At 67.0% G+C, this 23,242-nt stretch carries 24 protein-coding genes; 14 read left to right on the top strand and 10 right to left on the bottom strand.

Annotation, left to right across the window (positions count from 1 at the left end; all coding sequences use genetic code 11):
- Positions 1-23: 23 nt before the first annotated feature.
- Together rlmN and SGR02S_RS03455 are read right to left on the bottom strand one after the other, a co-directional pair.
- Positions 24-1,256 carry a dual-specificity RNA methyltransferase RlmN gene (gene rlmN, locus SGR02S_RS03460; RefSeq protein WP_174521636.1) on the bottom strand — a complete coding sequence of 411 codons (1,233 nt, stop codon included), beginning with the start codon at positions 1,254-1,256 and terminating at the stop codon, positions 24-26.
- Positions 1,257-1,317: 61 nt separating this feature from the next.
- Entirely contained in the window at positions 1,318-1,662 is a 345-nt protein-coding gene (locus SGR02S_RS03455; RefSeq protein WP_067105685.1) for a hypothetical protein, read from the bottom strand.
- 278 nt (positions 1,663-1,940) lie between these two features.
- Here SGR02S_RS03455 and SGR02S_RS03450 point away from each other — a divergent pair, with 278 nt between their 5' ends.
- A complete protein-coding gene (locus tag SGR02S_RS03450) occupies positions 1,941-2,624 on the top strand; it encodes a hypothetical protein (RefSeq protein ID WP_067105683.1) in 684 nt (227 codons plus the stop codon).
- A gap of 19 nt (positions 2,625-2,643) precedes the next feature.
- Here SGR02S_RS03450 and SGR02S_RS03445 read toward each other — a convergent pair whose 3' ends face one another.
- Positions 2,644-3,138: a hypothetical protein gene (locus tag SGR02S_RS03445; RefSeq protein ID WP_067105681.1), complete on the bottom strand. Its 495-nt coding sequence runs from the start codon at positions 3,136-3,138 to the stop codon at positions 2,644-2,646.
- Positions 3,139-3,300: 162 nt separating this feature from the next.
- Here SGR02S_RS03445 and dnaN point away from each other — a divergent pair, with 162 nt between their 5' ends.
- Entirely contained in the window at positions 3,301-4,416 is a 1,116-nt protein-coding gene (gene dnaN, locus SGR02S_RS03440; RefSeq protein ID WP_067105679.1) for a DNA polymerase III subunit beta, read from the top strand.
- Positions 4,417-4,683: 267 nt separating this feature from the next.
- On the opposite strand, the gene SGR02S_RS03435 is transcribed toward dnaN, so the two are convergent.
- Positions 4,684-6,024: a PQQ-dependent sugar dehydrogenase gene (locus SGR02S_RS03435; RefSeq protein ID WP_067105677.1), complete on the bottom strand. Its 1,341-nt coding sequence runs from the start codon at positions 6,022-6,024 to the stop codon at positions 4,684-4,686.
- A 159-nt stretch (positions 6,025-6,183) separates the two neighbouring features.
- Here SGR02S_RS03435 and SGR02S_RS03430 point away from each other — a divergent pair, with 159 nt between their 5' ends.
- The gene (locus SGR02S_RS03430) at positions 6,184-6,399 is read left to right on the top strand and encodes a hypothetical protein (RefSeq protein ID WP_082796929.1); all 216 of its coding nucleotides are present in this window, start codon (positions 6,184-6,186) and stop codon (positions 6,397-6,399) included.
- Between the two features lie 13 nt (positions 6,400-6,412).
- Here SGR02S_RS03430 and argC read toward each other — a convergent pair whose 3' ends face one another.
- The 3 genes from argC to SGR02S_RS03415 form a co-directional block, all read right to left on the bottom strand.
- Positions 6,413-7,339, bottom strand: a complete 927-nt coding sequence (gene argC / locus SGR02S_RS03425; RefSeq protein ID WP_067105675.1) for an N-acetyl-gamma-glutamyl-phosphate reductase — start codon at positions 7,337-7,339, stop codon at positions 6,413-6,415.
- The gene (locus SGR02S_RS03420) at positions 7,336-8,286 is read right to left on the bottom strand and encodes a C40 family peptidase (RefSeq protein ID WP_255211377.1); all 951 of its coding nucleotides are present in this window, start codon (positions 8,284-8,286) and stop codon (positions 7,336-7,338) included. The genes argC and SGR02S_RS03420 overlap by 4 nt, the downstream gene beginning before the upstream one ends.
- Before the next feature lie 84 nt (positions 8,287-8,370).
- Positions 8,371-9,774, bottom strand: coding sequence for a leucyl aminopeptidase family protein (locus SGR02S_RS03415; RefSeq protein ID WP_067105671.1), 1,404 nt, complete (start codon positions 9,772-9,774; stop codon positions 8,371-8,373).
- A gap of 54 nt (positions 9,775-9,828) precedes the next feature.
- Here SGR02S_RS03415 and SGR02S_RS03410 point away from each other — a divergent pair, with 54 nt between their 5' ends.
- The 3 genes from SGR02S_RS03410 to SGR02S_RS03400 are packed head-to-tail and all read left to right on the top strand — an operon-like array spanning position 9,829 to position 11,835.
- On the top strand, positions 9,829-10,671 hold the full coding sequence (locus SGR02S_RS03410; RefSeq protein ID WP_067105669.1) for a DUF4163 domain-containing protein: 843 nt from the start codon (positions 9,829-9,831) through the stop codon (positions 10,669-10,671).
- A gap of 5 nt (positions 10,672-10,676) precedes the next feature.
- Complete coding sequence (locus SGR02S_RS03405; protein WP_082796928.1) at positions 10,677-11,612, top strand: glucose 1-dehydrogenase; 936 nt, start codon at positions 10,677-10,679, stop codon at positions 11,610-11,612.
- Between the two features lie 40 nt (positions 11,613-11,652).
- Complete coding sequence (locus SGR02S_RS03400) at positions 11,653-11,835, top strand: DUF3008 family protein (RefSeq protein ID WP_067105667.1); 183 nt, start codon at positions 11,653-11,655, stop codon at positions 11,833-11,835.
- Between the two features lie 13 nt (positions 11,836-11,848).
- Here the strand turns inward: SGR02S_RS03400 and SGR02S_RS03395 are convergent, their stop codons facing one another.
- Complete coding sequence (locus SGR02S_RS03395) at positions 11,849-13,405, bottom strand: flavin-containing monooxygenase (protein WP_067105704.1); 1,557 nt, start codon at positions 13,403-13,405, stop codon at positions 11,849-11,851.
- 191 nt (positions 13,406-13,596) lie between these two features.
- On the opposite strand from SGR02S_RS03395, the gene SGR02S_RS03390 reads away from it, so the two are divergent.
- Positions 13,597-14,721 carry a DUF47 family protein gene (locus tag SGR02S_RS03390; protein ID WP_169799626.1) on the top strand — a complete coding sequence of 375 codons (1,125 nt, stop codon included), beginning with the start codon at positions 13,597-13,599 and terminating at the stop codon, positions 14,719-14,721.
- 177 nt (positions 14,722-14,898) lie between these two features.
- Positions 14,899-15,912: an inorganic phosphate transporter gene (locus tag SGR02S_RS03385; RefSeq protein ID WP_067105665.1), complete on the top strand. Its 1,014-nt coding sequence runs from the start codon at positions 14,899-14,901 to the stop codon at positions 15,910-15,912.
- A gap of 46 nt (positions 15,913-15,958) precedes the next feature.
- Here SGR02S_RS03385 and SGR02S_RS03380 read toward each other — a convergent pair whose 3' ends face one another.
- Positions 15,959-16,594: a response regulator transcription factor gene (locus SGR02S_RS03380; protein WP_067105663.1), complete on the bottom strand. Its 636-nt coding sequence runs from the start codon at positions 16,592-16,594 to the stop codon at positions 15,959-15,961.
- Between the two features lie 321 nt (positions 16,595-16,915).
- Between SGR02S_RS03380 and SGR02S_RS03375 the strand changes: the two genes are divergently transcribed.
- From SGR02S_RS03375 to SGR02S_RS03350, 6 genes are all read left to right on the top strand, one after another.
- Positions 16,916-17,377 (top strand): curli assembly protein CsgF, encoded by a 462-nt coding sequence (locus SGR02S_RS03375; RefSeq protein ID WP_067105661.1) that lies wholly within the window; start codon positions 16,916-16,918, stop codon positions 17,375-17,377.
- On the top strand, positions 17,374-18,483 hold the full coding sequence (locus SGR02S_RS03370) for a CsgG/HfaB family protein (protein ID WP_082796927.1): 1,110 nt from the start codon (positions 17,374-17,376) through the stop codon (positions 18,481-18,483). The genes SGR02S_RS03375 and SGR02S_RS03370 overlap by 4 nt, the downstream gene beginning before the upstream one ends.
- A gap of 313 nt (positions 18,484-18,796) precedes the next feature.
- Positions 18,797-20,212 carry a hypothetical protein gene (locus tag SGR02S_RS03365; RefSeq protein WP_067105659.1) on the top strand — a complete coding sequence of 472 codons (1,416 nt, stop codon included), beginning with the start codon at positions 18,797-18,799 and terminating at the stop codon, positions 20,210-20,212.
- A 64-nt stretch (positions 20,213-20,276) separates the two neighbouring features.
- On the top strand, positions 20,277-20,900 hold the full coding sequence (locus SGR02S_RS03360) for a hypothetical protein (protein ID WP_067105656.1): 624 nt from the start codon (positions 20,277-20,279) through the stop codon (positions 20,898-20,900).
- On the top strand, positions 20,897-21,367 hold the full coding sequence (locus tag SGR02S_RS03355) for a hypothetical protein (protein ID WP_067105653.1): 471 nt from the start codon (positions 20,897-20,899) through the stop codon (positions 21,365-21,367). Before SGR02S_RS03360 ends, SGR02S_RS03355 begins: the two co-directional genes overlap by 4 nt.
- 83 nt (positions 21,368-21,450) lie before the next feature.
- A complete protein-coding gene (locus tag SGR02S_RS03350) occupies positions 21,451-21,732 on the top strand; it encodes a hypothetical protein (protein WP_156482953.1) in 282 nt (93 codons plus the stop codon).
- On the opposite strand, the gene SGR02S_RS03345 is transcribed toward SGR02S_RS03350, so the two are convergent.
- On the bottom strand, positions 21,733-23,214 hold the full coding sequence (locus SGR02S_RS03345) for a DUF4403 family protein (protein ID WP_067105649.1): 1,482 nt from the start codon (positions 23,212-23,214) through the stop codon (positions 21,733-21,735).
- Positions 23,215-23,242: the final 28 nt, after the last annotated feature.

Genomic DNA, 23,242 nt, shown 5'->3' with positions numbered 1-23,242 from the left:
AGTCCTTCCAAAGTCATCATGCTTTAGCCCAGCGCGGCCTGCTTTTCCTCGGCGATGCGGTCGAGTTCGGCGCGGGTGGGCTTGGTCGCCGCGCTCTTGAGCTGGCCGCAGGCGGCCATGATGTCGCGCCCGCGCGGAGTACGGATCGGCGCCGAAATCCCCGCCTCGAAAATCAGGTTGCTGAACGCGCGCACCCGCTCGGGCGGCGAGCATTCATAGGGCGCGCCGGGCCACGGGTTGAACGGAATCAGGTTGACCTTCGCGGGCAGCCGATACTGCTTGAGCAGTCGCACCAGTTCGCGCGCGTCGGCGTCGCTGTCGTTCTTGTCCTTCAGCATCACATATTCGAAGGTGATGCGCCGCGCATTGTTCGCACCCGGATAGGCGGCGCAGGCAGCGAGCAGTTCCTCGATGCCGTATTTGCGATTGAGCGGCACGATCTCGTCGCGGATTTCCTTGCTGACCGCGTGGAGCGATACCGCGAGGTTGACACCGATCTCCTCGCCCGCGCGCGCCATCATCGGCACGACACCGCTCGTCGACAGGGTGATGCGGCGTTTGGACAGCGCCAGCCCGTCGCCGTCCATGACGATCTTCAGCGCGCCTTTGACCTCGTCGAAATTGTAGAGCGGCTCGCCCATCCCCATCATCACGATGTTGGTGAGCATGCGGCCATCGGCGGTGTAGTGGCCGGCGTCGTCTTCCTCGTCTTCCGCGCCGCCTGCCATCGTTCCTTTCGGCCATTCGCCGAGTGCGTCGCGCGCGAGCAGTACCTGTCCGACGATCTCGCCGGCCCCCAGATTGCGGACGAGGCGCATGGTGCCGGTGTGGCAGAAGCGGCAGTTGAGGGTACAGCCGACCTGGCTCGACACGCACAGCGTTCCCCGATCCGCGTCGGGGATGAACACCATCTCATATTCCTGGCCGTCGGCGGCGGCGAGCAGCCATTTGCGGGTGCCGTCGTTCGACACCTGCGCGGTGACGACGGTGGGGCGGCCGACGATGAACCGCTCGGTCAGCCACGGACGCATCGTTTTGGCGATGTCGGTCATCGCATCGAATTCGGTGACGCCGCGGTGATAGATCCAGTGCCAGATCTGCTTGGCGCGCAGCTTGGCCGCCTTGGCGTCGAGCCCGGCTTCCTGCAGCGCGGCGCGAATCCCTTCGCGCGTCAACCCGACCAGGTCGATGCGGTTGCCGCCGCGCAACGGCACGGTGCCGGTCGTGACCGGGTCGATATGGCCGGGAATCTGCATGATGCGCGGCGATATAGGAGGGAAGGGGGGCTTGCGCAATCGCGCATCGCCCGCCTTCATCTCAGTGCGGCAGGCCTTCCTCGATCGCTTCCTCGAAATCGGTGAGCGGGCCGACCGGCTCCTCGGGCGGGCGGCCGGGCGCCTGCGGAAAGATCGCGTCGAGGCGGCGGCGCAAGGTGTCGTCGAAGTTCGACTGCCCTGAAATCCGGACATTGCACACGGTCAGTTCCATGCGGATCGCATCCTTGATCCGCTGCAATCCCTCTGCGCTCAGCACGCCGGCGTTCATCAGCTCCTCGCAAAGCTGGATCAGCCCGACGGTCGTCGCATGGGCGCGCAAACCGATGAAATCGAGCGTCTTGTGCCGCTCGCGGGCGGTACCGTCACAGCGCACGGGCGCGTTCATCCTGCTGTCTCCTCATCCCAATCGTTCGACCGGGCAGGGCGCGCCTTTCTGCTGGACGCGTCCCCGGCAGTCATCCGCGATCATGCGCAAAGAAGCGGGTGGGGGCAAGCGTCATCGCAACAATCTGTCGAATCCGTGTCGGTCGGCGTAACGATCCATCCGCTCGGAAGAAAAGGGAGCGAATGCTTGACGGTTCCGGCCGCCACCGGGCAAGGATGCGGGCCCGCCGATCGGGTCGTTTCCATCGGTTCCTCCCCTCTTTTCTGCGAGATACCATCATGCCCCCGCGATATGCCCTTCCCTTGCTGCTCGTCGGATCCCTGGCCGCGGCGCCCGCGATCGCCCGGCCGGCGGCGCCTTCGATCGAGACGCTCGAGAAGATCATCGCCGATCGCGATCCCGCCCTGCGCGTCGAATCGGTCGATCACGAGCGCATTACCGCCAAGCGAATCGACATCGTCGGAGACGACGGAACGATCCGCATGACCCTGGCCGCCGACACGCCGGCGCCGATCATCGACGGCATCCAGTATAAGCGGGCGTTCGACGTGTCGGGACTGATCCTCTACGATGCCCGGGGCAGCGAGCGCGGCGGGTTCGGCGTCGCCGACCTGCCGAACGGCAGCATGGCAGTGCTGGCGCTCGACCATCCGGCGCAGGATGCCATCGGCTGGCGTGTCGCGCCCGACGGCGCGGTGAGCTTCTCGATCAACCAGGCACCGCCGCTGCTTCGCGAGCCGGCGCTGGGAAATCGTCTGGTTCCCGGCGTGGCGACATCGACCCGGATCAAGCTGGACGTCGCGGCGGACGGCACGCCATCAGTGGCGCTCGCCGATGCGGAGGACCGGGCGCGGGTTCGGCTGACGGTGACCCCCGAAGGCTATGGCGCGATCGAATTCCTCAACGCGGCGGGCGAGGTCGTCGAAACGCTGGCGCCGGAGGCGAAGGCGGCGCGGAAGTAGGCACGGCGCAGCGACGGCGCTATCCCGCCCGCGCGCATCCCAGTGCCGCCGCGTCGATCGCGGTCGCCGCGCCGCGCAGGCGATAGGTGTCGGCGATCGCGCCGCCGCTTTCGGTGCTGCTCTCGACGCTCATGCTCGGGGCCGAACGCATCGCGGCAATGATCGCGGCGTCCATGCGGGCGTCGCTTGCCCAGCCATGGAGGCCGTTGCCGGTGAGGATGAAGCGGCGGCTGCCGACGGTCAGCCGCAATTCGCGGTTGGCGCCGCGCGGTTTCGACAGGCGGACATAGAATTGGCCGCGGATGCGCGCCTTGGGCCAATAGCCGACGCTGGCATAGGCCTTTGTGCGGGGCGTGCCGATCGTCGCCGCGGGCGCGGCGATGGCGTAGCAGCGCGGTGTAGCGGCCTCGCGGAAGGCGCCCCAGCCGTCGAAGACGCCGAGCGCGGTGCGCGGGGACGCCCAGGCGGCGGCCGGCAGCGCCGCGAGCAGGAGGAGGAAAAGCGCCGGGCGCATCCGGTCCGATTGCGCGAAACGCTCGGCTTTGCAAGCATTGGGTTGCGCGGCGCGATGCGTTCGGTAAGGAAGGTTGGCATTTTCGGGGGCAGGGAATCGGGGCGCCGAATCGCCCGCCCCCCGCAGGGACTTCTCCCGCAAGACACAGGATGGCGGACAAGAATGAAAGCGACGATCGAACGCGCAGTGCTTCTGAAGAGCCTCGGCCACGTCCAGTCGGTGGTCGAACGGCGCAATACCATTCCGATCCTGTCGAACGTCCTGATCGAAGCCGATGCCAGCGGGCAGTTGAAACTGATGGCGACCGACCTCGATCTTCAGGTCGTCGAGACCGTCGCCGCGAAGGTCGAAACGCCCGGCACGACGACCGTGTCGGCGCACACGCTGTTCGAGATCGCACGCAAGCTGCCCGAGGGGGCTGAGGTCAGCCTCGCCGCCGCCGATGGCAAGATGCAGGTCAAGGCGGGCCGCTCGAACTTCAACCTGCCGACGCTGCCGCGCGATGATTTCCCGGTGATCGCCGAGGGCGACCTGCCGACCAGCTTCGAACTGCCCGTCGCCGAGCTGATCCAGATCATCGACAAGACGCGCTTCGCCATCTCGACCGAGGAAACGCGCTATTATCTCAACGGCATCTTCCTGCACGTCGCGGAGGATGCGAGCGGGCCGGTGCTGAAGGCCGCGGCCACCGACGGCCACCGCCTCGCGCGCTATACGGTGACGCGGCCCGACGGTGCGAGCGCGATGCCCGACGTGATCGTGCCGCGCAAATGCGTCGGCGAGATCCGCAAGCTGCTCGACGAGGCTGAGGGCAATGTCGAGGTCAGCCTGTCGGCGACCAAGATCCGCTTCCAGCTCGGCCATGCGGTGCTGACGTCGAAGCTGATCGACGGCACTTTCCCCGACTATAGCCGCGTCATCCCGACCGCGAACGACAAGCTGCTGAAGGTCGATCCGAAAAGCCTGTTCCAGGGCGTCGACCGCGTGTCGACGATCGCGAGCGAAAAGACGCGCGCGGTGAAGGTCGGGCTCGACAAGGATCGTATCACCCTGTCGGTGACCAGCCCCGAAAACGGCACCGCGGCCGAGGAGCTGCCCGCCGGATACGACAGCGAGCCGCTGGAGATCGGCTTCAACGCCCGCTACCTCAGCGACATATTGGGGCAGGTCGATGGCGACACGGTCGAACTGCATCTCGCCGATGCCAATGCGCCGACGCTGATCCGCGAAAGCGAGAAAAGCCCGGCGCTCTATGTGCTGATGCCGATGCGGGTGTGATGCCGCGGGGCGTGAAAACGCTGCCTTGAGCTTCGGCCGCAGGAGCATGGCGGCGATGATGTTGGCGCTGATCCATGGTATCGGCCGAATTCGATCCATCGTCCCGTTCGTGTCGAGCGTAGTCGAGACACCCGTAAGCATTGCACCAGGTTGATGGGTGTCTCGACTACGCTCGACACGAACGGACATGGAAGTCCGTCCAAGTCATCGCGTCATGGATGGCTTCGTCGTTACCGCTGAACACAGTGAGTGACGTAGGACTTGTCGTCATCCCGCCTTCGCGACCCGCCAGATCACGCCGCCGGTGTCGTCGGCAACCAGCGCGCTGCCGTCTTTCGCGACCTTGACGTCGGCGGGGCGGCCGCGCGTCGTCTTGCCGTCGGCGGCGAGGAAGCGGTCGAGGAGCACGATCGGCAGCGCGTCGGCGGGGCGCTTGTTGGTGCCGAACCGGACGAAGACGACGTCATAGCCCGTCGCGGGTTCGCGGTTCCACGATCCGTGGCGCGCGACCAGCACGCCGTTCGCCCAGCGCTCGCCAAGGTCGAGTCCCTGGGTGAAGGTCATCCCCAGCGGCGCGACATGCGCGCCGAGGCCATAGGCGGGGCGCTTGGTATATTGGCGCTGATCCTCCTCGGGCGGCGCAACGCGCGGATCGATGTAGCCGCCCCAATAATACCAGGGCCAGCCATAGAAATCGCCTTCGTCGATCTCGGCCAGATAGTCGGGAACGAGGTCGCTGCCCAGCATGTCGCGTTCGTTGACCACGGTCCAGAGCTGGTCGCTGCCAGGATAGAAGGCGAGGCCGACGGGATTGCGGATGCCCGCGGCGAACGTCCGCACATAGCCGTTCTCCGGCCGCACCTCGAGCACCGAGGCACGCTTCACCTCGTTCGCCATGCCCTTTTCGCCGATGTTGCTGTCGGCGCCGACGCCGACATAGAGCCAGCCATTGGGCGCCGCGGCGAGGCTTTTCGTCCAGTGGCGGTTGGTGCCCTTTGCGGGCAGGTCGGCGATCTTCTTCGCCTGGACCGCCATCTTGGTCGCGCCCTCGACATAGGGGAAGGCGAGAATGGCGTCGGTGTTGGCGACGTAGAGCGTATCCTTCACCAGCGCCATGCCGTAAGGCGAGTTGAGGCCGGTGATATAGGCGCTGCGCACTTCCGCCTTGCCGTCACCGTCGGCGTCGCGCAGCAGCGTGATGCGGTTTGCCGACACGCCGCCGGCACCCGCCTTGCCCATCAGCGATTTCATCACCTTGCCTTCGATCCCGCCGTCCTCGCGCGGCGGGCTCTGCGCCTCGGCGACCAGCACGTCGCCATTGGGCAGCACCAGCATCGCGCGCGGGTGGTCGAGCCCGTCGGCGAAGCGCGCGACGGTCAGACCTTCGGCAGCCCGCGGTGCTTCGCCGGCCGGCCAGCTCGTCGCCTCGGGGACGTTCATCGTCGGAAAGCTCTCGGGATGCTGCGAGGCCATCACCGGCACCCGGCCGCTGAGTTCGGCGGTCGAGAAGCGCGCCACGTCGGGGCGCGACAGGATGTAGAGGACGATGCCGCCGGCGATCAGGATCAACAGCAGGACGAGGGCGGCATATTTGACGATCTTGCGCATGGCGCCTGTCTACACCGGCGCTTCGCCGCGGCAAAGCGCGAAACGCGGGCGGGACGGAACGTGCCCGTTAACCTTACTGGATCGTTCATCACGGTTGGGAACGGCGCGGTGATGCGGCCGCGCTAGACGGCGGGTTCGATGCAACGGATCGGGGTTTCCATGCAGCTGCCCGCACCTTTCCTGGCCGACCGCACGGCGGTCGACGAAGCCGATGCGCTGATCCGCGATCATGGCGAGGAAGCGGGCTTCGCCGCGGCGGCGCGCGCCGAGCAATATCGCGTGCTGGGCAACCACGTCCATTTCGCGCGCTGGCGGCAGATCGAGCGGCTGATCACCTATCTGTCGATCGAGGCTCCGCTCGATACCGTTCACTGAGCGCGGCGGCGCTTTACAGGCGCAGCCCCGCGGTTTCGGGCAAACCCGCCATGATGTTGAGGTTCTGGATGCAGGCGCCGCTGGCGCCCTTGCCCAGATTGTCGAGGCGCGCGACGAGCCGGACCTGGCTGGCATCGGCACTGGCGAACAGGAACAGGTCGAGCCGGTCGCTGCCGCCGTCGGAGGCGCGCAGCAGCATTTCTCCGCTTTCGGGCGCTGTGCCCATCGCGACGACCGTGCTGCCCGCATAATGATCGGCGAGCGCGGCGCGCAGCGCGTCGGGCGAGGCGGCGCCGGGCATCGCCGCGAGCGGCAGCGGCACCTCGACCACCATGCCGCGGTGTGCGGGGACGACGGCGGGCGAGAAGAGCGGGGCGACCGCCAGACCGCAGCGCGCCTGCATTTCCGGCACATGCTTGTGGCCGAGCGCCAGCGCATAACCACGCCAGGCGATGTCGGGGTCGGCCTCGAAGCGTTCGATCAGTGCCTTGCCGCCGCCCGAATAGCCGCTGACCGCATGACAGATATAGGGCCAGTCGGCGGGCAGCAGACCCGCGCGGACGAGCGGCGCGACGAGCGCGATGAAGCCGGTCGAATAGCAGCCGGGGTTGGAGACGCGCGCGGCCTGCGCGACCGCGTCATGGCCGCGGACCTCCGGAAAGCCGTAGATCCAGCCGGGGGCGACGCGATGCGCGGTCGAGGCGTCGATCACCCGCGTGCGGTCGTTGTCGATCATCGCCACCGCCTGCCGCGCCGCGTCATCGGGCAGGCAGAGGATGACGAAATCGGCGGCGTTCAGCGCCTCGCGCCGTGCCGCTGCGTCCTTGCGCCGCGCATCGTTGAGCGTGAGCAGGGTGAATTCGGCCCGCCCCGCGAGCCGCTCGGCGATCTCGAGGCCGGTGGTTCCGGCGGCGCCGTCGATGAAGACCGTGTGTGTCATGCCTGCCCCGGCCGCCGGGCGCCGATGATCGGCGGATCCTTGCCTTCGGCCGCGACGCGCGCGACCAGATCGGCGAGCGGCTCGGCCTTGACCGCGCCCCAATGCCGGCTTGCATGGACGATCGTTTCGGGGTCCGTCATGATGCCGACATGGCCGGGAAAGAAGACGAGGTCGCCGCGCGCGAGAGCGGCCGGATCGACCATCCTGTCGGGGCCGAGCGCTGCGAACTGCAGGTCGCTGTCACGCGGAAGCGGAACGCCCGCCGCGCTCCAGGCCAGCTGGACGAGCCCTGAGCAGTCGATGCCCTTTGCGGTGCGGCCGCCCCACAGATAGGGTGCGCCGACCAGCGCTTCGGCTATGCCGGCTGGATCGTCGTCGCGGTCGTCCGCTTCGACCAGCGCGGCGCGGGGCAGAAAGCCGTGCGGCGTCGCGAGCCATTCGCCCTGCTCCTCGCCCATGACCAGCGCGCCGCGCGGCAGGATGGCCGATCCGCCGCTGGCGGCGTCGGGCGCGCTGTGCAGGATCGCCTCGGCGGCCGTGACGCGGTGGGTCGGGGCGATCGGCGCGCCGAGCGCTTCGGCGGCGAGATAGCCGACATAATGATCGGCAAGGCTGTAGCCCCACGCCCAGCCGCCGGTGAGGTCGAGCAGCGCGAAGGCCTCGCCGAACAGCAACTCGCTCGTCTGCCGGGCGTCGGGCGCCGGGTCGGCGCGCAGCGCCGTCGCCGGAAGCACGCAGCTCCGCATCATCGGCGCGGCATAGTGCGGGGCGAAATAGTGGCCGGCGACCGCGATGTCGGCGAGGTCGGGGCGGATCGCGACGACGCGGGGGTCGAACGGCTGCGACGTTCCGGCGAGGGCGAAGCGGTCGCGGCCCGCACCGGCCGCGCCGGGGCGCCCCATGCGTACCCGGCTCGCCGCGGATTTATCGCCAATCTCTGCTTTCACTAGCCGTCCTGAAAATGGATGAGGTCCGCCGGAGCGGACAATCGCGCGCCATTAGACCAGCGGGACGCGCTTTATCAAGGTTGTTCAGGCCCTGCCGCGTCGGTCGTAGCGGCCCTGCAACATCGCCCAGGCCGCGCGCAGCCCCAGCGCCGCGCCGCCCTTCGGCCGTCCGGGCTTCGCCGACGGGCGCCACGCGAAGGTGTCGAAATGCGCCCAGGCCGCGCCTTCGGGAACGAAGCGCTTGAGGAACAGCGCGGCGGTGATCGACCCCGCGAACGCCGACGTCCCGGCATTGCCGAGGTCGGCGATGTCGGTTTCGAGAAGGTCGGCATAGCCGTCCCACAGCGGCATCCGCCACAGCGGATCGTCGCGCTCGACGCCGCCCTTCAGCAGTTCGTCGGCAAGCACGTCGTCATTCGCATAGAGCGCCGGAAGATCGGGACCGAGCGCGACGCGCGCGGCGCCGGTCAGCGTCGCGAAGTCGACGACCAGTTCGGGAGTGTCCTCGCCCGCTTTCGCCAGCGCATCGGCGAGCACGAGCCGCCCCTCGGCATCGGTGTTGCCGATCTCGATCGTCAGCCCCTTGCGGCTGCGCAGCACATCGCCGGGGCGAAAGGCGTCGGCCGATATGGCGTTCTCCGCCGCCGCGACGAGGCAATGCAGGCGGACGGGGAGGCCGGTCGCCATGACGAGCTCGGCGAGCGCGAGAACGTGCGCGGCACCGCCCATGTCCTTCTTCATCAGCCGCATCCCCGCCGCGGGCTTGATGTCGAGCCCGCCGCTGTCGAAGGCGATCCCCTTGCCGACCAGCGCGATGCGCGGATGATCTTCCTTGCCCCAGACGATCTCGATCAGGCGCGGCGCATGGTGGCGCGCGGCGGCGCGGCCGACCGCGTGGATCATCGGATAGCCCTGTTCGAGCGCTTCGCCCTTCGTCACCGTGAGCGTTCCGCCATGCGCCCTGGCGATGCGCTCGGCCGCCGCTTCGAGCGCGGCGGGACCCATGTCGGCGGCGGGGGTGTTGACGAGATCGCGGACCAGCGCGACGCCGCGCATCTCGGCGACGACCGGCGCGATCGCCGCGACGTCGGTGGTCAGCAGCACGCGGCCCCCGCGTGCTTCGGCCTTCGAACGATAGGTGTCGAAGCGATATTGTCCGCTCAGCCAGCCGAACAGCGCCTTGCCGGGCTGGCGGCCTTCGACGCGGTAGCGGCCTTCGGGCAGCGTTTGCGCCAGCTTGGCGAGGCACCAGGCCGACAGGCTGTCGACATTGGCGACCGCGGTCACCACCGACCAGCTTTCGGCATCGTCGCCGGGCAGAATGGCGTGGGCGTAGCCGTCGGGTTTGTAGCCGGCGGCGGCGAGGGCAGTGCGTTCGCGGGCGTTGCGCCCCTTCAGCCAATCGTCATAACTTGTCTTGTCGACCAGATGGATGGTGCGGGCGTCCTGCTCCTTGTCGGGCTGGATCAGATCGGAATAATCGAACATGCGGTCGTGCTAGGCCGATAGGGAAACTTTGTCGATTCCCGGCGTTGTTGGCGCATGACGAGGATATTCCCCCATCGCTCCGCGGCGCTCCTGTGCATGGGCGCGCTGCTTGTCGCCGGCTGTTCGGAAAAGGCCGCGCCGACCCGCGCCGAAAAGGAGGCCGCGGCGTCGGTCCCGGGCGCGCCGCTGAACGGTGCCGCCGATGTCGCGGCGAAGGAAGCGACAGCCTCCAAGGTCGAGGAAAAGACCGACCTCATCGAATTCGCGTACAGCTATCCGGTCGAGGCGGCGCGCATTGCGGGGCTTGCGGCATGGCTCGACAACGACCGCGCGGTCCAGCGCGCGGCGCTGGTCGCGGCGGCCGAGCGCGACCGGGCGGCGGCGGCCAAGGAGGGGTTTCCCTATCACGCGCACAGCCACCTCCAGAGCTGGCAGCGCGTCACCGATACGCCGCGCTTCCTGAGCCTGTCGGCCGAGATCGGGACCTATATGGGCGGCGCGCACGGGATGCAGAGCTTCGACACGCTGGTGTGGGACCGTAACAAGGCGACGCGGCTGAAGCCGCTCGACATGTTCACGAGCGGCGCGGCGTTCGACAAGGCGGCGAACGACGACCTGTGCGCCGGCGTCGAGCGCGCCAAGGCCGCGCGCGGCGTCGAATGGAACCGCGATACCGACAGCGTTTTCGGAAAATGCCCGGTGGCGTCGGCGCAGACGATCTGGCTCGGCTCGTCCGACGGGAAGAAGCTTGACCGGCTGACGATCGGGATCGGTCCCTATGAAGTAGGTCCCTATGTCGAGGGCAGCTACAGGATCGACCTGCCGATGTCGGCGGCGCTGATCCACGCGCTCAAGCCCGAATATCGCGGCGATTTCCGCCCGGCGACACGAGGATAGCGACGATGGCCAAGCAGCCCAAGGCCGGCAAGGTCGGCGAAATCCCCACCGAGAAGCGCGGCAAGAAGCGCGCGGCGGCGAAGCTCGAAAAGGCGGTCGGTAAGGCGAAGACGATCGCCGATCCGCCCAGCGACCGCGAATCCGACCTCGACCGCCCGCCCCGGTGGGAACCGCGCTATCCGGGATCGGGCCGGCTCGACGGCAAGGTCGCCATCGTCACCGGCGGCGACAGCGGCATCGGCCGCGCGGTCTGTGCGCTTTTCGCGCGCGAGGGCGCTGACATCGCGATCGTCTACAAGGACAACAAGGCGGACGCCGCGGACAGCGTCGCGATCGTCGAGGGCGAGGGGCGCCGCGCGATCGCGGTCAAGGCCGATGTCGGCAAGCCCGCGGCGGGCGCGAAGATCGTCGAGCGGACGATCGAGCGCTTCGGGCGGCTCGACATACTCGTCAACAATGCGGGGGAACAGCATCCGGCGGAGGACATCCGCGACATTGACCCCGACCAGCTTCAGCGCACCTTTGCGACCAACATCTTCGGCATGTTCTACCTCGTGCAGGCGGCGCTGCCGCATCTGCGCAAGGGCGCGGCGATCGTCAATTGCACCAGCGTGACGATGTACCAGGGTTCGCCGGGCTTGCTGGACTACAGCGCGACCAAGGGGGCGATCACCGCCTTCACGCGGTCGTTGAGCGAGAATCTGGTGGCGAAGGGAATTCGAGTCAACGCGGTGGCGCCGGGGCCGATCTGGACCCCGCTGAACCCGCGCGGCGGCGCCCCCGCCGACAAGGTCGCGCATTTTGGGGAGAGCACGCCGATGCAGCGGCCGGGCGAACCCAATGAGGTGGCGCCCTGCTTCCTGTTCCTTGCCTGCGACGACAGCAGCTATATGTCGGGCCAGGTGTTGCATCCCAACGGTGGGACGATCGTTAACGGATAGGGGGCGCTAACGGATAGCGGGGGCAGATAGGAGACAGGTCATGCCAGCCAGATCCAAGGCTCAGCAGAAAGCCGCCGGCGCCGCGCTCAGCGCCAAGCGCGGCGACACCCCTAAGTCCGACCTGAAGGGCGCTTCGCGCGAGATGGTCGACAGCATGAGCGAAAAGCAGCTCGAAGAGCTTGCCAAGGGCGCGCGCAAGGGCAAGCCCGAGCACATCGATTGACGGCGGTGGCCTATTACTCGGCCGCCTCCAGTTCCGCCGGCGGCGATGCCGCCGCCTTGCGCGCGTGGCCGAAGGTCAGGATGCCGTCGGCGATCGTGCCCGTACGCATGTCGACGCGGTCGCGCACATAATTCTGGCTGAGCCGCCAAGGCATGTCGACCGCGCTTTTCGGCATGATGTGTAGCGCGCGCTGGATATAGCCCGACGAGAAGTCGAAGATGTCGTCCTCGACCAGCGTCGACGGGTCTTCGAGCACCGGCGTCGCGACCGTGGTGTCGGTATCGCGCATATGGTTGAGGACGCGGCAGACATATTCGGAAACGAGGTCGGCGCGCAGCGTCCAGCTCGCGTTGAGATAGCCGAACACCGCCGCAAAGTTCGGCACGTTCGAGAACATGCACGCCTTGTAGTAGAAATGCTGGCTCCAATCGACGGTCTCGCCATCGACGCGCACCGGAATCTTGCCCGCGACCGCGAGCTTGAGGCCCGTCGCGGTGATGATGATGTCGGCGTCGAGGTGCCCGCCCGATTTGAGCTGGATGCCGGTCCGGTCGAAGCGCTCGATATGATCGGTGACGACCGATGCCTGTCCGGCCTTCATCGCCTCGAAGAAATCGGCGTCGGGGACGAGGCACAGGCGCTGGTCCCATGGATTGTAGGGCGGGGTGAAAGCGACCGGATCATATTTGTCGCCGAGCGCCTGCTTAAGCTTCTTGGTCAGGAAATCGGCGACCTTCTCGGGCTTTTCGCGCGCGCGGCGGAACACGATGTCCTGCAGGCGGATATTCTTGAAGCGCGTGATGCTGTAGGCGAGCTTTTCGGGCAGGATCTTGCGCAGGAAATTGGCGATCCCGTCCTTCGCCGGACGGATCGCGTACCAGGTCGGCGTGCGCTGGAGCATCGTCACATGTGCCGCGCCCTTGCCGTCGCCTCTTTCGGTCATCGACGGAACAATGGTCACGGCGGTCGCGCCCGACCCGATCACCACCACCTTCTTGCCCGCATAGTCGAAATCCTTCGGCCAGAATTGCGGATGGACGATCTGGCCCGCGAAATCCTCGCGCCCCGGGAAATGCGCGTCATAGGGCTCGTCATAGTCGTAATAGCCGGAGCCGAGATAGAGCCAGCGCGCGGTCGTCGTCGTGGTCGCTCCCGCGTCATCCTCCAGCGTTACGGTCCAGCGCCCCTCGGCGCTGCTCCAGTCGGCGCCGACCACCTTGCGGTTGAAGCGGATATGCTCGCGGATATGGCGCTCGTCGACGATGCGGTTCAGATAGGCGAGGATCGACGGGCCATCGGCGATCGACTTTTCATGCTTCCACGGTTCGAAGATGAACCCCAGCGTGTGCATGTCGCTGTCCGAGCGGATGCCGGGATAGCGGAACAGATCCCAGGTGCCGCCCAGATTCGCGCGCCGCTCGACGAGCGCGAAGCTGCGGTCGGGACAGTTCATCTGAAGATGCACGGCCATGCCGATGCCGGAGATGCCCGCGCCGACGATCAGCACATCCTGATCGACGGGGGCGGCCGCCGTCCGTTCGCTGCGATCGAGGGTCGCGCTGCCAGCCATCATGTCGTCTCCCGTTCGTCTTTGGCAAACAGCTTACGCACAGCGTTGCATTTTGCAATCGAATTGACGGGCACGGAAACCGCGCTCGACGCCATGCGCCATTGCCGCTGTCACAATATTGTCATAGGGGCGTCACCAATTCGCAATCACGGGTTCGCTTGCGCGGACCGCAAGGGGTAAACGCCGACGACATGCGGCAGATCGCTGTCCTTCCCTATCGATTCGGCGGGCCAGGCATGGACGGCCCGACCGAGATTCTGCTGATCACCTCGCGAGGGACCGGGCGCTGGGTGATCCCGAAGGGCAATCCGCTGAACGGCATGGAACGGCACGCCTCCGCCGCGGTCGAGGCGGAGGAGGAGGCCGGGGTGGTCGGCGCAGTCTGTCCGACGCCGATCGGCAGCTTCCAATACCGCAAGCGCCGCCCGAACGGCGCGGCGATCATGTACGATGTCGAAGTGTTTCCGCTCGCGGTGACGCGCGAACTCGACGAATGGAAGGAAATGGACGAGCGCGAACGGCGCTGGTTCCCCTTCGACGCGGCGGCGGCGTCGGTCGACGAGCCCGACCTTCAGGCGCTGATCCGGTCGTTCGGGGACAGCGGCTTTCGCGCCGCGGCGCAGCGGTCGGGGTTCATGTTCCACGTGGCCGAAAAGACAGGGGTCAATCGCATGTTTGCCTGGTTCCAGCGCCTGCTGCCGAGGCAGGGCAATTTCTTCGACCTGTTCGAGGCGCATGCGGCGACATTGGCGGCGGGCGCCGAGGCGCTGGCGCGGCTGCTGCAGGGCGGCGAGGGGATGGCCGATCACGTCCAGGAGATCGTCGAGCGCGAGCATGACGCCGACGAGATCACGCGCGAGGTCCTGCAGACGGTGCGCCGCACCTTCCTGACCCCCTTCGACCGCAGCGCGATCACCGACCTGATCGCCTCGATGGACGATGCGATCGACGAGATGCAGAAGACCGCCGGCGCCATCGACCTCTACGACGTCAAGACGTTCGAGCCCGAGATGTGCGACATCGCCGCGATCATCGTCGATGCGGCGCGGCTGACTGTCGAGGCGCTGCCGCTGCTGCGCAACGTCGCCGCCAACGGCGCGCGCCTGCACGAACTGACCGAGCGGCTCGTCCGCATGGAGGGGCATGCCGACGAGATCCACGACGCGGGCCTCCGCCGCCTGTTCAAGGAACATGGCGCGACGAACACCATTCATTTCATGATCGCGCGCGAGCTTTACAGCCATCTCGAACGCGTCGTCGACCGCTTCGAGGACGTCGCGAACGAGATCGACGGCCTGGTCATCGACCACGCGTGAGCGGACGGACGCAAGACATGCCCGGCATGAAAAGTCCCGTTCGCATCGAGCCCTTCGGCTGCCTCGCAGGCGCTCAGGATAAACGGCGTCGAGAGGCCCATCGGGGCCGCGCAAGATCGGGGGGTGTCCCGCCTTCGCTCGACACGAACGGCTCTCTGGCACTGGACGGATAGGCCCATGCACGAACTGGCCTTTCCCCTTCTCGCCGGGCTGATCCTGCTCGCTTTGGCGTTCGATTTCCTGAACGGGCTGCACGACGCCGCGAATAGCATCGCGACGGTCGTCGCAACGCGCCTGCTGCGGCCGGTGCAGGCGGTGATGTTCGCTGCCTTCTTCAACTTCGCGGCCTATTTCCTGTCGATCAGCTTCCCCGAACTGCACCGGGTCGCGGAGACGATCGGGGCCGGGTTGATCGACAAGAATCTGGTGACGCCCGCGGTCGTGTTCGGCGCGCTGGTCGGTGCGATGTTCTGGAACATCGTCACCTGGATCAAAGGCATTCCTTCCTCGTCGAGCCACGCGCTGGTCGGCGGCATCGTCGGGGCGGGCGTCGCGCATGCGGGTTTCGAAGGCATCCAGTGGTCGGGGCTCAACAAGACGGTGATCGCCATCTTCCTGTCGCCGATGCTCGGCATGCTGCTGGCGATGCTGGTCATGCTCGCGAGCAGCTGGGCGCTGCGCCGCGCGACCGCGAAATTCGCCGAAAAGAGCTTTCGCCGCCTCCACCTCTTCTCCTCGGCCGCCTATTCGATCAGCCATGGGCTCAACGACGCACAGAAGACGATGGGGATCATCGCGGTGCTGCTCTATTCGACCGGCTATCTGGACGGGGAGTTCCATGTGCCGCACTGGGTCGCGATCAGCTGCTATGTCGCGATCGCGCTCGGCACGCTGTCGGGCGGGTGGAAGATCATCGAGACGATGGGCGGGCGCATCACCAAGCTGTCGCACCACCAGGGCTTCGCCGCGTCGACCGGCGGGTCGATCATGGTGTTCGCGGCAAGCTGGTTCGGCATTCCGGTGTCGACGACGCACACCATCACCGGCAGCGTCATCGGCGCGGGCGTCGCCCGCCGCGCGAGCGCGGTGCGCTGGGGCGTCGCGAGCAACGTCGTCGTCGCCTGGTTCATCACCATTCCCGCGAGCGCAGTGGTCGCAGCGATCTTCTATTCGTTGACGCGGCTGTTCTGATCGCGGAGCCGCTATCGCCGGTCTCGCACGACCCGTGCCGCCACGATCAGGCGGCGCCCGCGATGACGTTGTCCTCCAGCAGTCCGGCAATGAATGCGATTCTCAATATTCCGGCGAGGGTCCTGCAGTTCATCTTTTCCATGATGTTCGCGCGATAGACCTCCACCGTACGGGGGCTGATCCCCAGTTCGAGCGCGATGACCTTGTTCTGCTTGCCGCTGGCGACGCCATACAGCACCTCGAGCTCTCTGGGCGACAGCTTGCCGAGCTGGGCGATTGCGTCGCGGCGCCGCGCCTCCGCCGCCTGCCGATTGTGCAGCGAGCCGAGAACGTCGCGGATGCCGTTCAGCAGCAATTCGCTTTCGGCGGGCATCGCAATGAAATTGGCGGCGCCGCGTTGCAGGGCGGCGACGGCGGTTCGAACATCCGCCTGCTCCGAAAGTATGATCGTCGCGACCATCGTGCCGCGCCGGTTGATCGCTTCCAGAAGGTCGAGGTCCGCCGCGGTCGGCGCGCGCAGGTCGATCAGCACACAGGCCGGCTCGCTGTCGAAATCGTTCGCCAGCATCGCCTCGCCGCTGGACCATGGCCGTACCCGGTAGCCATTGGCGTGAAGCAGGAGGGAGAGCGTGTTGCGAACGGCCTCGTCGTCGTCAACGACATGGACCAGGTCGTGTTTCATCTCCCTAACTCCCAACCGTTGTTCGATGATTTGCTTTCGAAACTTCGTCGGGCGACCTCGTATGACGTCTTTGGCCTATTACTCCCTTAGCCATCTACCCGTAAAGCCACCATCCGTAGTGGTACGGGTAGGCGACTCGCCCATCCTGGCATAGCGTCATCCACTTCGGCGGTTGCCAATCGGCTGCCGCGACAAATGTTTCGGCTCTCCACGTCGCGATAACGGGCGGTTGGTCGAAGCACCCCGAGCCTCAAACGCTTTCCGGGCGACCGGCAGGCGGGTCGCGAATTTGCGGCGGGGATAGCAGGCGGAGGACGTGCCATGATTTTCCGGGCGAAATGGGCCGCGCCAGCGGCGCTGGGGGCGTGTGCCGTGCTGATGCCGGCGGGGGGGCACGCGCAGGACATCGTCTACACGCCCGTCAATCCCTCGTTCGGCGGCAACCCCTTCAATTCCGCCCACCTTCTGGGCATCGCCTCCGCGCAGAACAAATATAAGGACCCGAACGCCGTCACCTCGACCGATCCGGCGCAGCAGTTCCTGCGCACGCTGCAAAGCCGCCTGCTGTCGTCTCTGGCCACCCAGATCACCGACATCATCTTTGGCGAGAACGCGCAGGACAGCGGCCTGATCCAGTTCGGGGACCAGGAGATTTCCTTCGTCCGCGGCCTTGATTCGGTCACGTTGACGATCACCAACAACGCCGACGGCAGCGTGACCGAGATCGTCATCCCGCTGCTGCAAGGCAGCGATGACGGCGGCCTGACGGGACCGGGCGAATGACCTCTCCCCTGCGCCTTCGCACCGCCGTCGTAGCGGCGGCCACGACGCTGCTCTGCGCGTGCGCCGTGAACGACGGGGCGAGCTGGTCGGCGCCGCAGCCGGTGCTGCCGACCCCCGCGACCCACACCTTGCAGAGCCTGCCGGCACCCGGCGATAATATCTCGGTCGCGGTCTATAATTTCGCCGATCAGACGGGCCAGTTCAAACCCACCGAAGGGGTCCAGACGCTGTCGCGCGCGGTCACGCAGGGTGCGACCTCGATTCTGGTCAAGGCACTGCAGGAATCGGGGCGCGGGCGCTGGTTCACTGTCATCGAGCGCGAGCGCCTCGACAATCTGCTGCGCGAGCGCGCCGTGATCCGCGAGATGCGGGCGTCCTACCTGGGCGAGACGAAACTCAATCGCCAGGCGCTTCCCCCGCTGCTTTTCGCGGGCGTCATCCTGGAAGGCGGCATCATCGGATACGATACCAACACCAAGTCGGGCGGTATCGGCGCGCGGTTCCTGGGCATCGGCGGCAGCACCAAATATCGCGAGGATACGGTGACCGTCTATCTCCGTGCCGTCAGCGTAAAGACGGGCGAGGTGCTGCTGACCGTCAGCGTACGCAAGTCGATCGCGTCGATCGGGCTCGACGCCAATGCCTTCCGCTATGTCGCGTTCAAGGACCTGCTCGAACTGGAAGGCGGCGTCGCGACCAACGAGCCCGACGCCCTCGCGCTGCAGCAGGCGATCGAATCCGCGGTCTACGGCCTGATCATCGAAGGCGCGGGGCGCGATCTGTGGTGCATGTCGACGCAGCCGGAGTTCAGCGAAAAGCTGCTCCGCCAATATTATGCGCGCCGCGACAATATCGAGCCCGAGGCGGTCGAACTGGTGCGCCGCACCGACGGCAGCACGATCACCGGCGCATGCACGCCCGGCTATGTCCAGGCGCGTGCGCCCGCGGCGCCGGCGCACCGCGGCGACGCACCGCAGCTTTCGGCGCGGCCCGCGCAGCCGGCGGCACGCCCGACCGGGCCGGCGCAACCCGCGCCGCCCATGCCGACGCTCAACACGCTGGATACGACGAACGTCACGACCCAGCCGAACAAGGGAGGGGAATAGAAGGAATCGCCCGGATCATCCGGGCACGAAAGGCGGTCCCGTCGACACTCTGATTGGCATCGCGATGTCGACGAGACCGGACTTGGCAAGGTTTACGGGAAACCTCGCCAGACGCGAGCGTCCGTCCGGCTTCATATCGCAGCCGCGGCGGAATCGCAAGGTGCGGCGGCGCCGATCCCCCCCGTGGCCGCCGCACCGACCGCGTTCTCTCTTCCCGTCGGCAGCCAGCGGGGCCGGCGCTGGATGACGCAACGGATCCGGCCTTTGTATTGCGGCGGCGCATCGCCTGCCGCAAAAGCCAAGGAGCAGGAAGATGAAGAAGATGATGATGAGCGCGGCTTCGGTTCTCGCGCTAGCAATCGCCGGACCGGCGCTCGCCCAATCGGTCAGCACCGTCAACCAGTCGAACACCGGCAATACCGCCAATGTCGACCAGACGGGTTCGCTGGACGGCGGCGATTCGCTGGTCACCCAGAGCGGCGCCAACAACCTCGCCAACGTCACCCAGGCCGACGACGGATCGGGTTCGACCCCGATCAACGTGTCGGAGGTCGATCAGTCCGGCGACAATAATGTCGCCACGGTATCGCAGGACACGTCGACCATCGCGATCCAGACCGAATCGTTCGTTAATCAGTCAGGCAACAACAATAATGCCGACGTGACGCAGGTCGACGACTGGCAGTCCTCGACGATCAACCAGGCCAGCGACGGCAACAGCGCGACGGTGGTTCAGGGCGATGCGACGGCGGCGTTGACCGACGACAGCTACGGCAACAACAGCATGATCAACCAGGGCGGCACCGGCAGCCAGATCGCCGAGGTGACGCAGACCGGGCTGCGAAACGACAGCACGGTCGATCAGATCGGCGACGTCGGCGAGGCCTATGTCGTGCAGAGCGGGGCCGACAATTTCTCGACCGTCCTGCAGACCGGAACCGACGACGACGCCGACGTCAACCAGAGCGGCGACGGCAACAGTTCCGACATCGTCCAGGACGGCGAATCGGTGCTGGCGACCGTCGACCAGTCGGGCAACGGCAACAGCAGCCTTGTCGACCAGACGTCGCCGGGCGGCATCCGGCCGATCAATTCGTCGGTCTATGTCGACCAGTCCGGGGACGGCAACGACTCCGAAGTCTTCCAGCGGGCCAACGACGGCTATGCGGAGGTCCTGCAGTGGGGCACGAACAGCGTGTCGAGCGTGCTGAACCACGGCAACCGTTCGGTCGCCTATGTCTGGCAGCTTGCCGGCGACGACAATGACGCATCGATCGTCCAGCGGTCCGAGGACAGCGACGCCCTGGTCTATCAGGTCGGCAACCGCAATACGGGCAGCATCATCCAGCGCGAGGATAGCCCGCCGACGGAGAATTTCTCTGCGGCGATCTACCAATATGGCAATGACGGCACGTCGTCGATCGACCAGGATGGCGACAACCATGTCGCGGTCAACGAGCAGACGGGCAATTTCGACAGCTCGTCGATCGTCCAGACCGGCAGCGGCAGCTATGCCGGTGTCGGCCAGTATGCCGACAACAACAGCTCGACCGTGACCCAGGCAGGCAACTCGCAATATGCGCTCGTCCTGCAATTTGGTTCGGGCAACACTTCGTCGGTCGATCAGAGCGGCAACAACAACACCGCGAATGTGACGCAGCTCACCAACGGAAACGTCTCGACCGTTCTTCAGTCGGGATCGTTCAACGTGGCGAACGTCGCACAGTGACCCCGCGCCCCGGAGGACGCCCCAGGGCGCCCTCCGGGGACTTTTTATTGCAGGGAGAAGTCCGATGAAACGCCGTGATCTATGGCTTCTCGCCGCCGGGGCCTTGTCGGCCGGACCGGGCGTCGCCATGGCCCAGTCCACCGCGACGATCGACCAATCGGGGACCGGGCTTTCGGCCGCGGTCGCGCAGGGCCAGCATCCCGGCCAGAGCGTGACGATCGAACAGATCGGCTCCGCCGGCGGCGTCGACGTGGCGCAGGACGCCCCTCATGCGGCCGTCGACATCACGCTGACCGGCGACGCGCTTCGGGCCGACATCGTCCAGCAGGGCGATGCGCTGGCCGCCGTCACGCTGGCGATGGAAGGGAGCGACGGCACCGTCGGCGTCCGCCAGTCGGGTGCGCCGGGGGGCAGCAATATCGCGAGCATATGGCAATCCGGCCAGGCGAACAGCGCGCTGGTGACCCAGCAGGCGGACGCCGGCGCGGCCAACCATATCGGCCTGCTTCAGGACGGGATCGGCAATATCGCCATGCTGACGCAGACCGGCGCGGGGAACGCGCTCGACGTCACCCAGCAGGGGAACGACAATCTGGCCGCCATCGATCAGATCGGCACGGGCCTGATCCTGCAGATCCTTCAGGAGGGCGGTGCCTCGATCGGCATCACCCAGACGGGAAGCCGTTGATCGTCGCCTTCGCCTTGCTTCTGGCCGCGCCGACCGCGGAACCGCCGCCGAGCGGGGGCGAGGCGACCACGGTGAGCCAGATCGGCCCGCCCCGCGAAAAGGGCGGCGATCAGGTCGAACAGGTCGACGCCCGCAAATCCACGAGCGTTGCCGTCGAGCAACTGCCGGACACGATCGACCTGCCGCGCGACGATAGCGGTCCCGAAGGCAGCCTGGAAAAGCTGACGGTGGAGCATCCGCGCGCGGAACTGTACCGGGAGGTCGCGACGGCCTGGGAAATGATACGCCGCCGGGGCCAGCAGCCCACGCCTGAATTAATCGCGCGCGAGATCGGCCCCGACATGCTGGCGCGGTTCCTGAACCAGTTTCCGGGGTCCGAAGGGATATTCGGCGCCGATTCCGACCAGCTGCCGATCGGGCCGCCCGATCCGCCGGTCCAGCAACCCAAGCCGGGCAATCGCCGGTGAAACCGTGGAGCGCCTGGGTGCGGGCGGCGCAATTTCTGTTGGCGGCACCGCTTGCCGCTTTTCTCGCTTCGGGATCGACCGCCATGACATCTCGCGACGCCTCACCGATTCTGCTGCAGACCGAACGGCATGCGGGATATGTCGAACTGACCCTCGAAGGCCGGCCGGGGCATGGCGAGCGCTATGTCTATACGGTCGAGGTGACGGGCAAGTCGCGCTCGCGCAATTCGGCGAGCTATATCGCCGGCGCGAAGCCCCATGTCCTCGGCCGGACGCGCTTCCCCGACGAGGTGCCGTGGCGCGTCACCTTCACGATCGCGGATGGCGCGGGCCGCATTCTCCACAAAGAGACGGTGGCCGGCTGACTATCGGGCGGGTCGATAGGCGATGCTGGCCGATCCGCTCATCCGGACCGGCAGATAGAGGCCCGCGCCATAGGCCTTGATCTCGCCGGTCTCGAAGCCGGAAACGGTCGTGCGAATCTCGAAATCGCCCTCGCGCCGCTGATCGACCGCGCGGCGGATCTTGCCTTCCAGTTCCTCCACGTCGCGGGTGAAATTCTGCGTCAGCGCGGACGCGATCAGGGTCGAGAAGCCGGGGCTTTGCCCAAGCTTCAGCAGCAGATCGCCCCCGATCCCGTCGGTGTCGCCCAGAATTGTCAGATCGGCAAAGCGGACCTCGGCCGATCCCGGATCGTTCACCGGGACCGCGGTGGCCCAGATGCGGCCGTGCGTCGGCCCCTGCGGGATGCGCTGCGGCTGCGCTGTGACCGAGACACCCACCGCGACGCGGCCGCCCGGCGCGCCATAGACCGTCACCTTGTCGAACTTCGCCATCACAGGCCCGACCTTCGGAACCTCGAACGACCGTGCCGACCGCTGGACCAGCGCGCGCAGGATCACCGGTTCCAGTTCCGCATAATCGGCGACGACGGGCACGAACACGTCGAGGTGCGGGCGCGGCGTTTCGTGCACCAGCCGCGGCAGCGCCGTCGGCGCGGGGTCGGCGGGGCGATCGCCGACGAAGCTTTCGGTCATCGCCTCTAGCGCAAGGTTCAGCTTGATGCGCTGTCCGTCGACGCGGTAGCCGCCATAGAGGAGGCGCTGCGGCGTCAGGCGCATCCACACCGGCGGATTTTCGCGATTGAGTTCGAGGGTGGTGAAGCTGCGCCGCCAGATGTCGGCCGCCTGCCGCTTCACGTCGACCCGGGCGATCTCCCGGTTCACCTCGCGCTCGACGTCGCGCACGACGAGCTTCAGCTTCGCGTCGGCCTGGTCGGTGAAGGTGATGCGCCGGCCGAGGAAGTCGATCCCCGGTGGTTTCGTCCAGCCATAGGCGATGCGCGCCTTGCCCTGCAGCCGCCAGTCGGGGGTCAGTTCGACGCGGATGCGCGCGTGCGCTATCGCCGATCCGGTCGCAGTCTCCCCTTTCAGGACGCCGCCGACGTCGCGCGCGCTGACCCGCGCGTTCAGCGGCACGTCGACCACGATCTCCTGCCCTTCGCCGCGCAGCCGCAGGGGGCCGCGCGTCACCTGCCCGACGATGGTGCAGGCGATCGGCGGCGTGACCTTCACCTTCTTGCCGAAAACCTTGACGCCCTGCGGCGGCACGCACTTCGGTTCGCGCCGGTCGATCGTCCACAGCGTGCGCGGCACCGCGCGTTCGAGCGCGGTGCGCAGCGCCGCGGCGTCGGCGTCAATCGGCACCGCGACCAGCGAGGTCTGCTTCGGTGTCGGCGCGGTGTCGGTGGCGCGGGGCGGCGCCATGTCCGCGACCGTCTGCGCCTTGCAGCCGGCAAGCGCCGTCGCGATGACGATCAGATATGGCAGTCGCTGTGCTATCCGCATGTGTCGGCCCCCGGTCGATATCTGTTCT

It is taken from the genome of Sphingopyxis granuli NBRC 100800, assembly GCF_001591045.1.
Lineage (GTDB): Bacteria > Pseudomonadota > Alphaproteobacteria > Sphingomonadales > Sphingomonadaceae > Sphingopyxis > Sphingopyxis granuli.
Note: the sequence above shows the minus strand (reverse complement) of the source record. Positions and strands in the feature narration are given on the sequence as shown.

Bases quoted from the DNA above. Each gene is read 5' to 3' on its own strand.
- SGR02S_RS03430 (WP_082796929.1), top strand. From the start codon at position 6,184: ATGCAGCTGCCCGCACCTTTCCTGGCCGACCGCACGGCGGTCGACGAA.
- SGR02S_RS03450 (WP_067105683.1), top strand. From the start codon at position 1,941: ATGCCCCCGCGATATGCCCTTCCCTTGCTGCTCGTCGGATCCCTGGCC.
- rlmN (WP_174521636.1), bottom strand. From the start codon at position 1,256: ATGCAGATTCCCGGCCATATCGACCCGGTCACGACCGGCACCGTGCCG.
- SGR02S_RS03350 (WP_156482953.1), top strand. From the start codon at position 21,451: ATGACATCTCGCGACGCCTCACCGATTCTGCTGCAGACCGAACGGCAT.
- SGR02S_RS03390 (WP_169799626.1), top strand. From the start codon at position 13,597: ATGCGGCAGATCGCTGTCCTTCCCTATCGATTCGGCGGGCCAGGCATG.
- SGR02S_RS03345 (WP_067105649.1), bottom strand. From the start codon at position 23,214: ATGCGGATAGCACAGCGACTGCCATATCTGATCGTCATCGCGACGGCG.
- SGR02S_RS03395 (WP_067105704.1), bottom strand. From the start codon at position 13,405: ATGGCTGGCAGCGCGACCCTCGATCGCAGCGAACGGACGGCGGCCGCC.
- dnaN (WP_067105679.1), top strand. From the start codon at position 3,301: ATGAAAGCGACGATCGAACGCGCAGTGCTTCTGAAGAGCCTCGGCCAC.
- SGR02S_RS03365 (WP_067105659.1), top strand. From the start codon at position 18,797: ATGAAGAAGATGATGATGAGCGCGGCTTCGGTTCTCGCGCTAGCAATC.
- SGR02S_RS03380 (WP_067105663.1), bottom strand. From the start codon at position 16,594: ATGAAACACGACCTGGTCCATGTCGTTGACGACGACGAGGCCGTTCGC.
- SGR02S_RS03385 (WP_067105665.1), top strand. From the start codon at position 14,899: ATGCACGAACTGGCCTTTCCCCTTCTCGCCGGGCTGATCCTGCTCGCT.
- SGR02S_RS03435 (WP_067105677.1), bottom strand. From the start codon at position 6,024: ATGCGCAAGATCGTCAAATATGCCGCCCTCGTCCTGCTGTTGATCCTG.
- SGR02S_RS03370 (WP_082796927.1), top strand. From the start codon at position 17,374: ATGACCTCTCCCCTGCGCCTTCGCACCGCCGTCGTAGCGGCGGCCACG.
- argC (WP_067105675.1), bottom strand. From the start codon at position 7,339: ATGACACACACGGTCTTCATCGACGGCGCCGCCGGAACCACCGGCCTC.
- SGR02S_RS03455 (WP_067105685.1), bottom strand. From the start codon at position 1,662: ATGAACGCGCCCGTGCGCTGTGACGGTACCGCCCGCGAGCGGCACAAG.
- SGR02S_RS03445 (WP_067105681.1), bottom strand. From the start codon at position 3,138: ATGCGCCCGGCGCTTTTCCTCCTCCTGCTCGCGGCGCTGCCGGCCGCC.
- SGR02S_RS03415 (WP_067105671.1), bottom strand. From the start codon at position 9,774: ATGTTCGATTATTCCGATCTGATCCAGCCCGACAAGGAGCAGGACGCC.
- SGR02S_RS03405 (WP_082796928.1), top strand. From the start codon at position 10,677: ATGGCCAAGCAGCCCAAGGCCGGCAAGGTCGGCGAAATCCCCACCGAG.
- SGR02S_RS03410 (WP_067105669.1), top strand. From the start codon at position 9,829: ATGACGAGGATATTCCCCCATCGCTCCGCGGCGCTCCTGTGCATGGGC.
- SGR02S_RS03360 (WP_067105656.1), top strand. From the start codon at position 20,277: ATGAAACGCCGTGATCTATGGCTTCTCGCCGCCGGGGCCTTGTCGGCC.
- SGR02S_RS03400 (WP_067105667.1), top strand. From the start codon at position 11,653: ATGCCAGCCAGATCCAAGGCTCAGCAGAAAGCCGCCGGCGCCGCGCTC.
- SGR02S_RS03375 (WP_067105661.1), top strand. From the start codon at position 16,916: ATGATTTTCCGGGCGAAATGGGCCGCGCCAGCGGCGCTGGGGGCGTGT.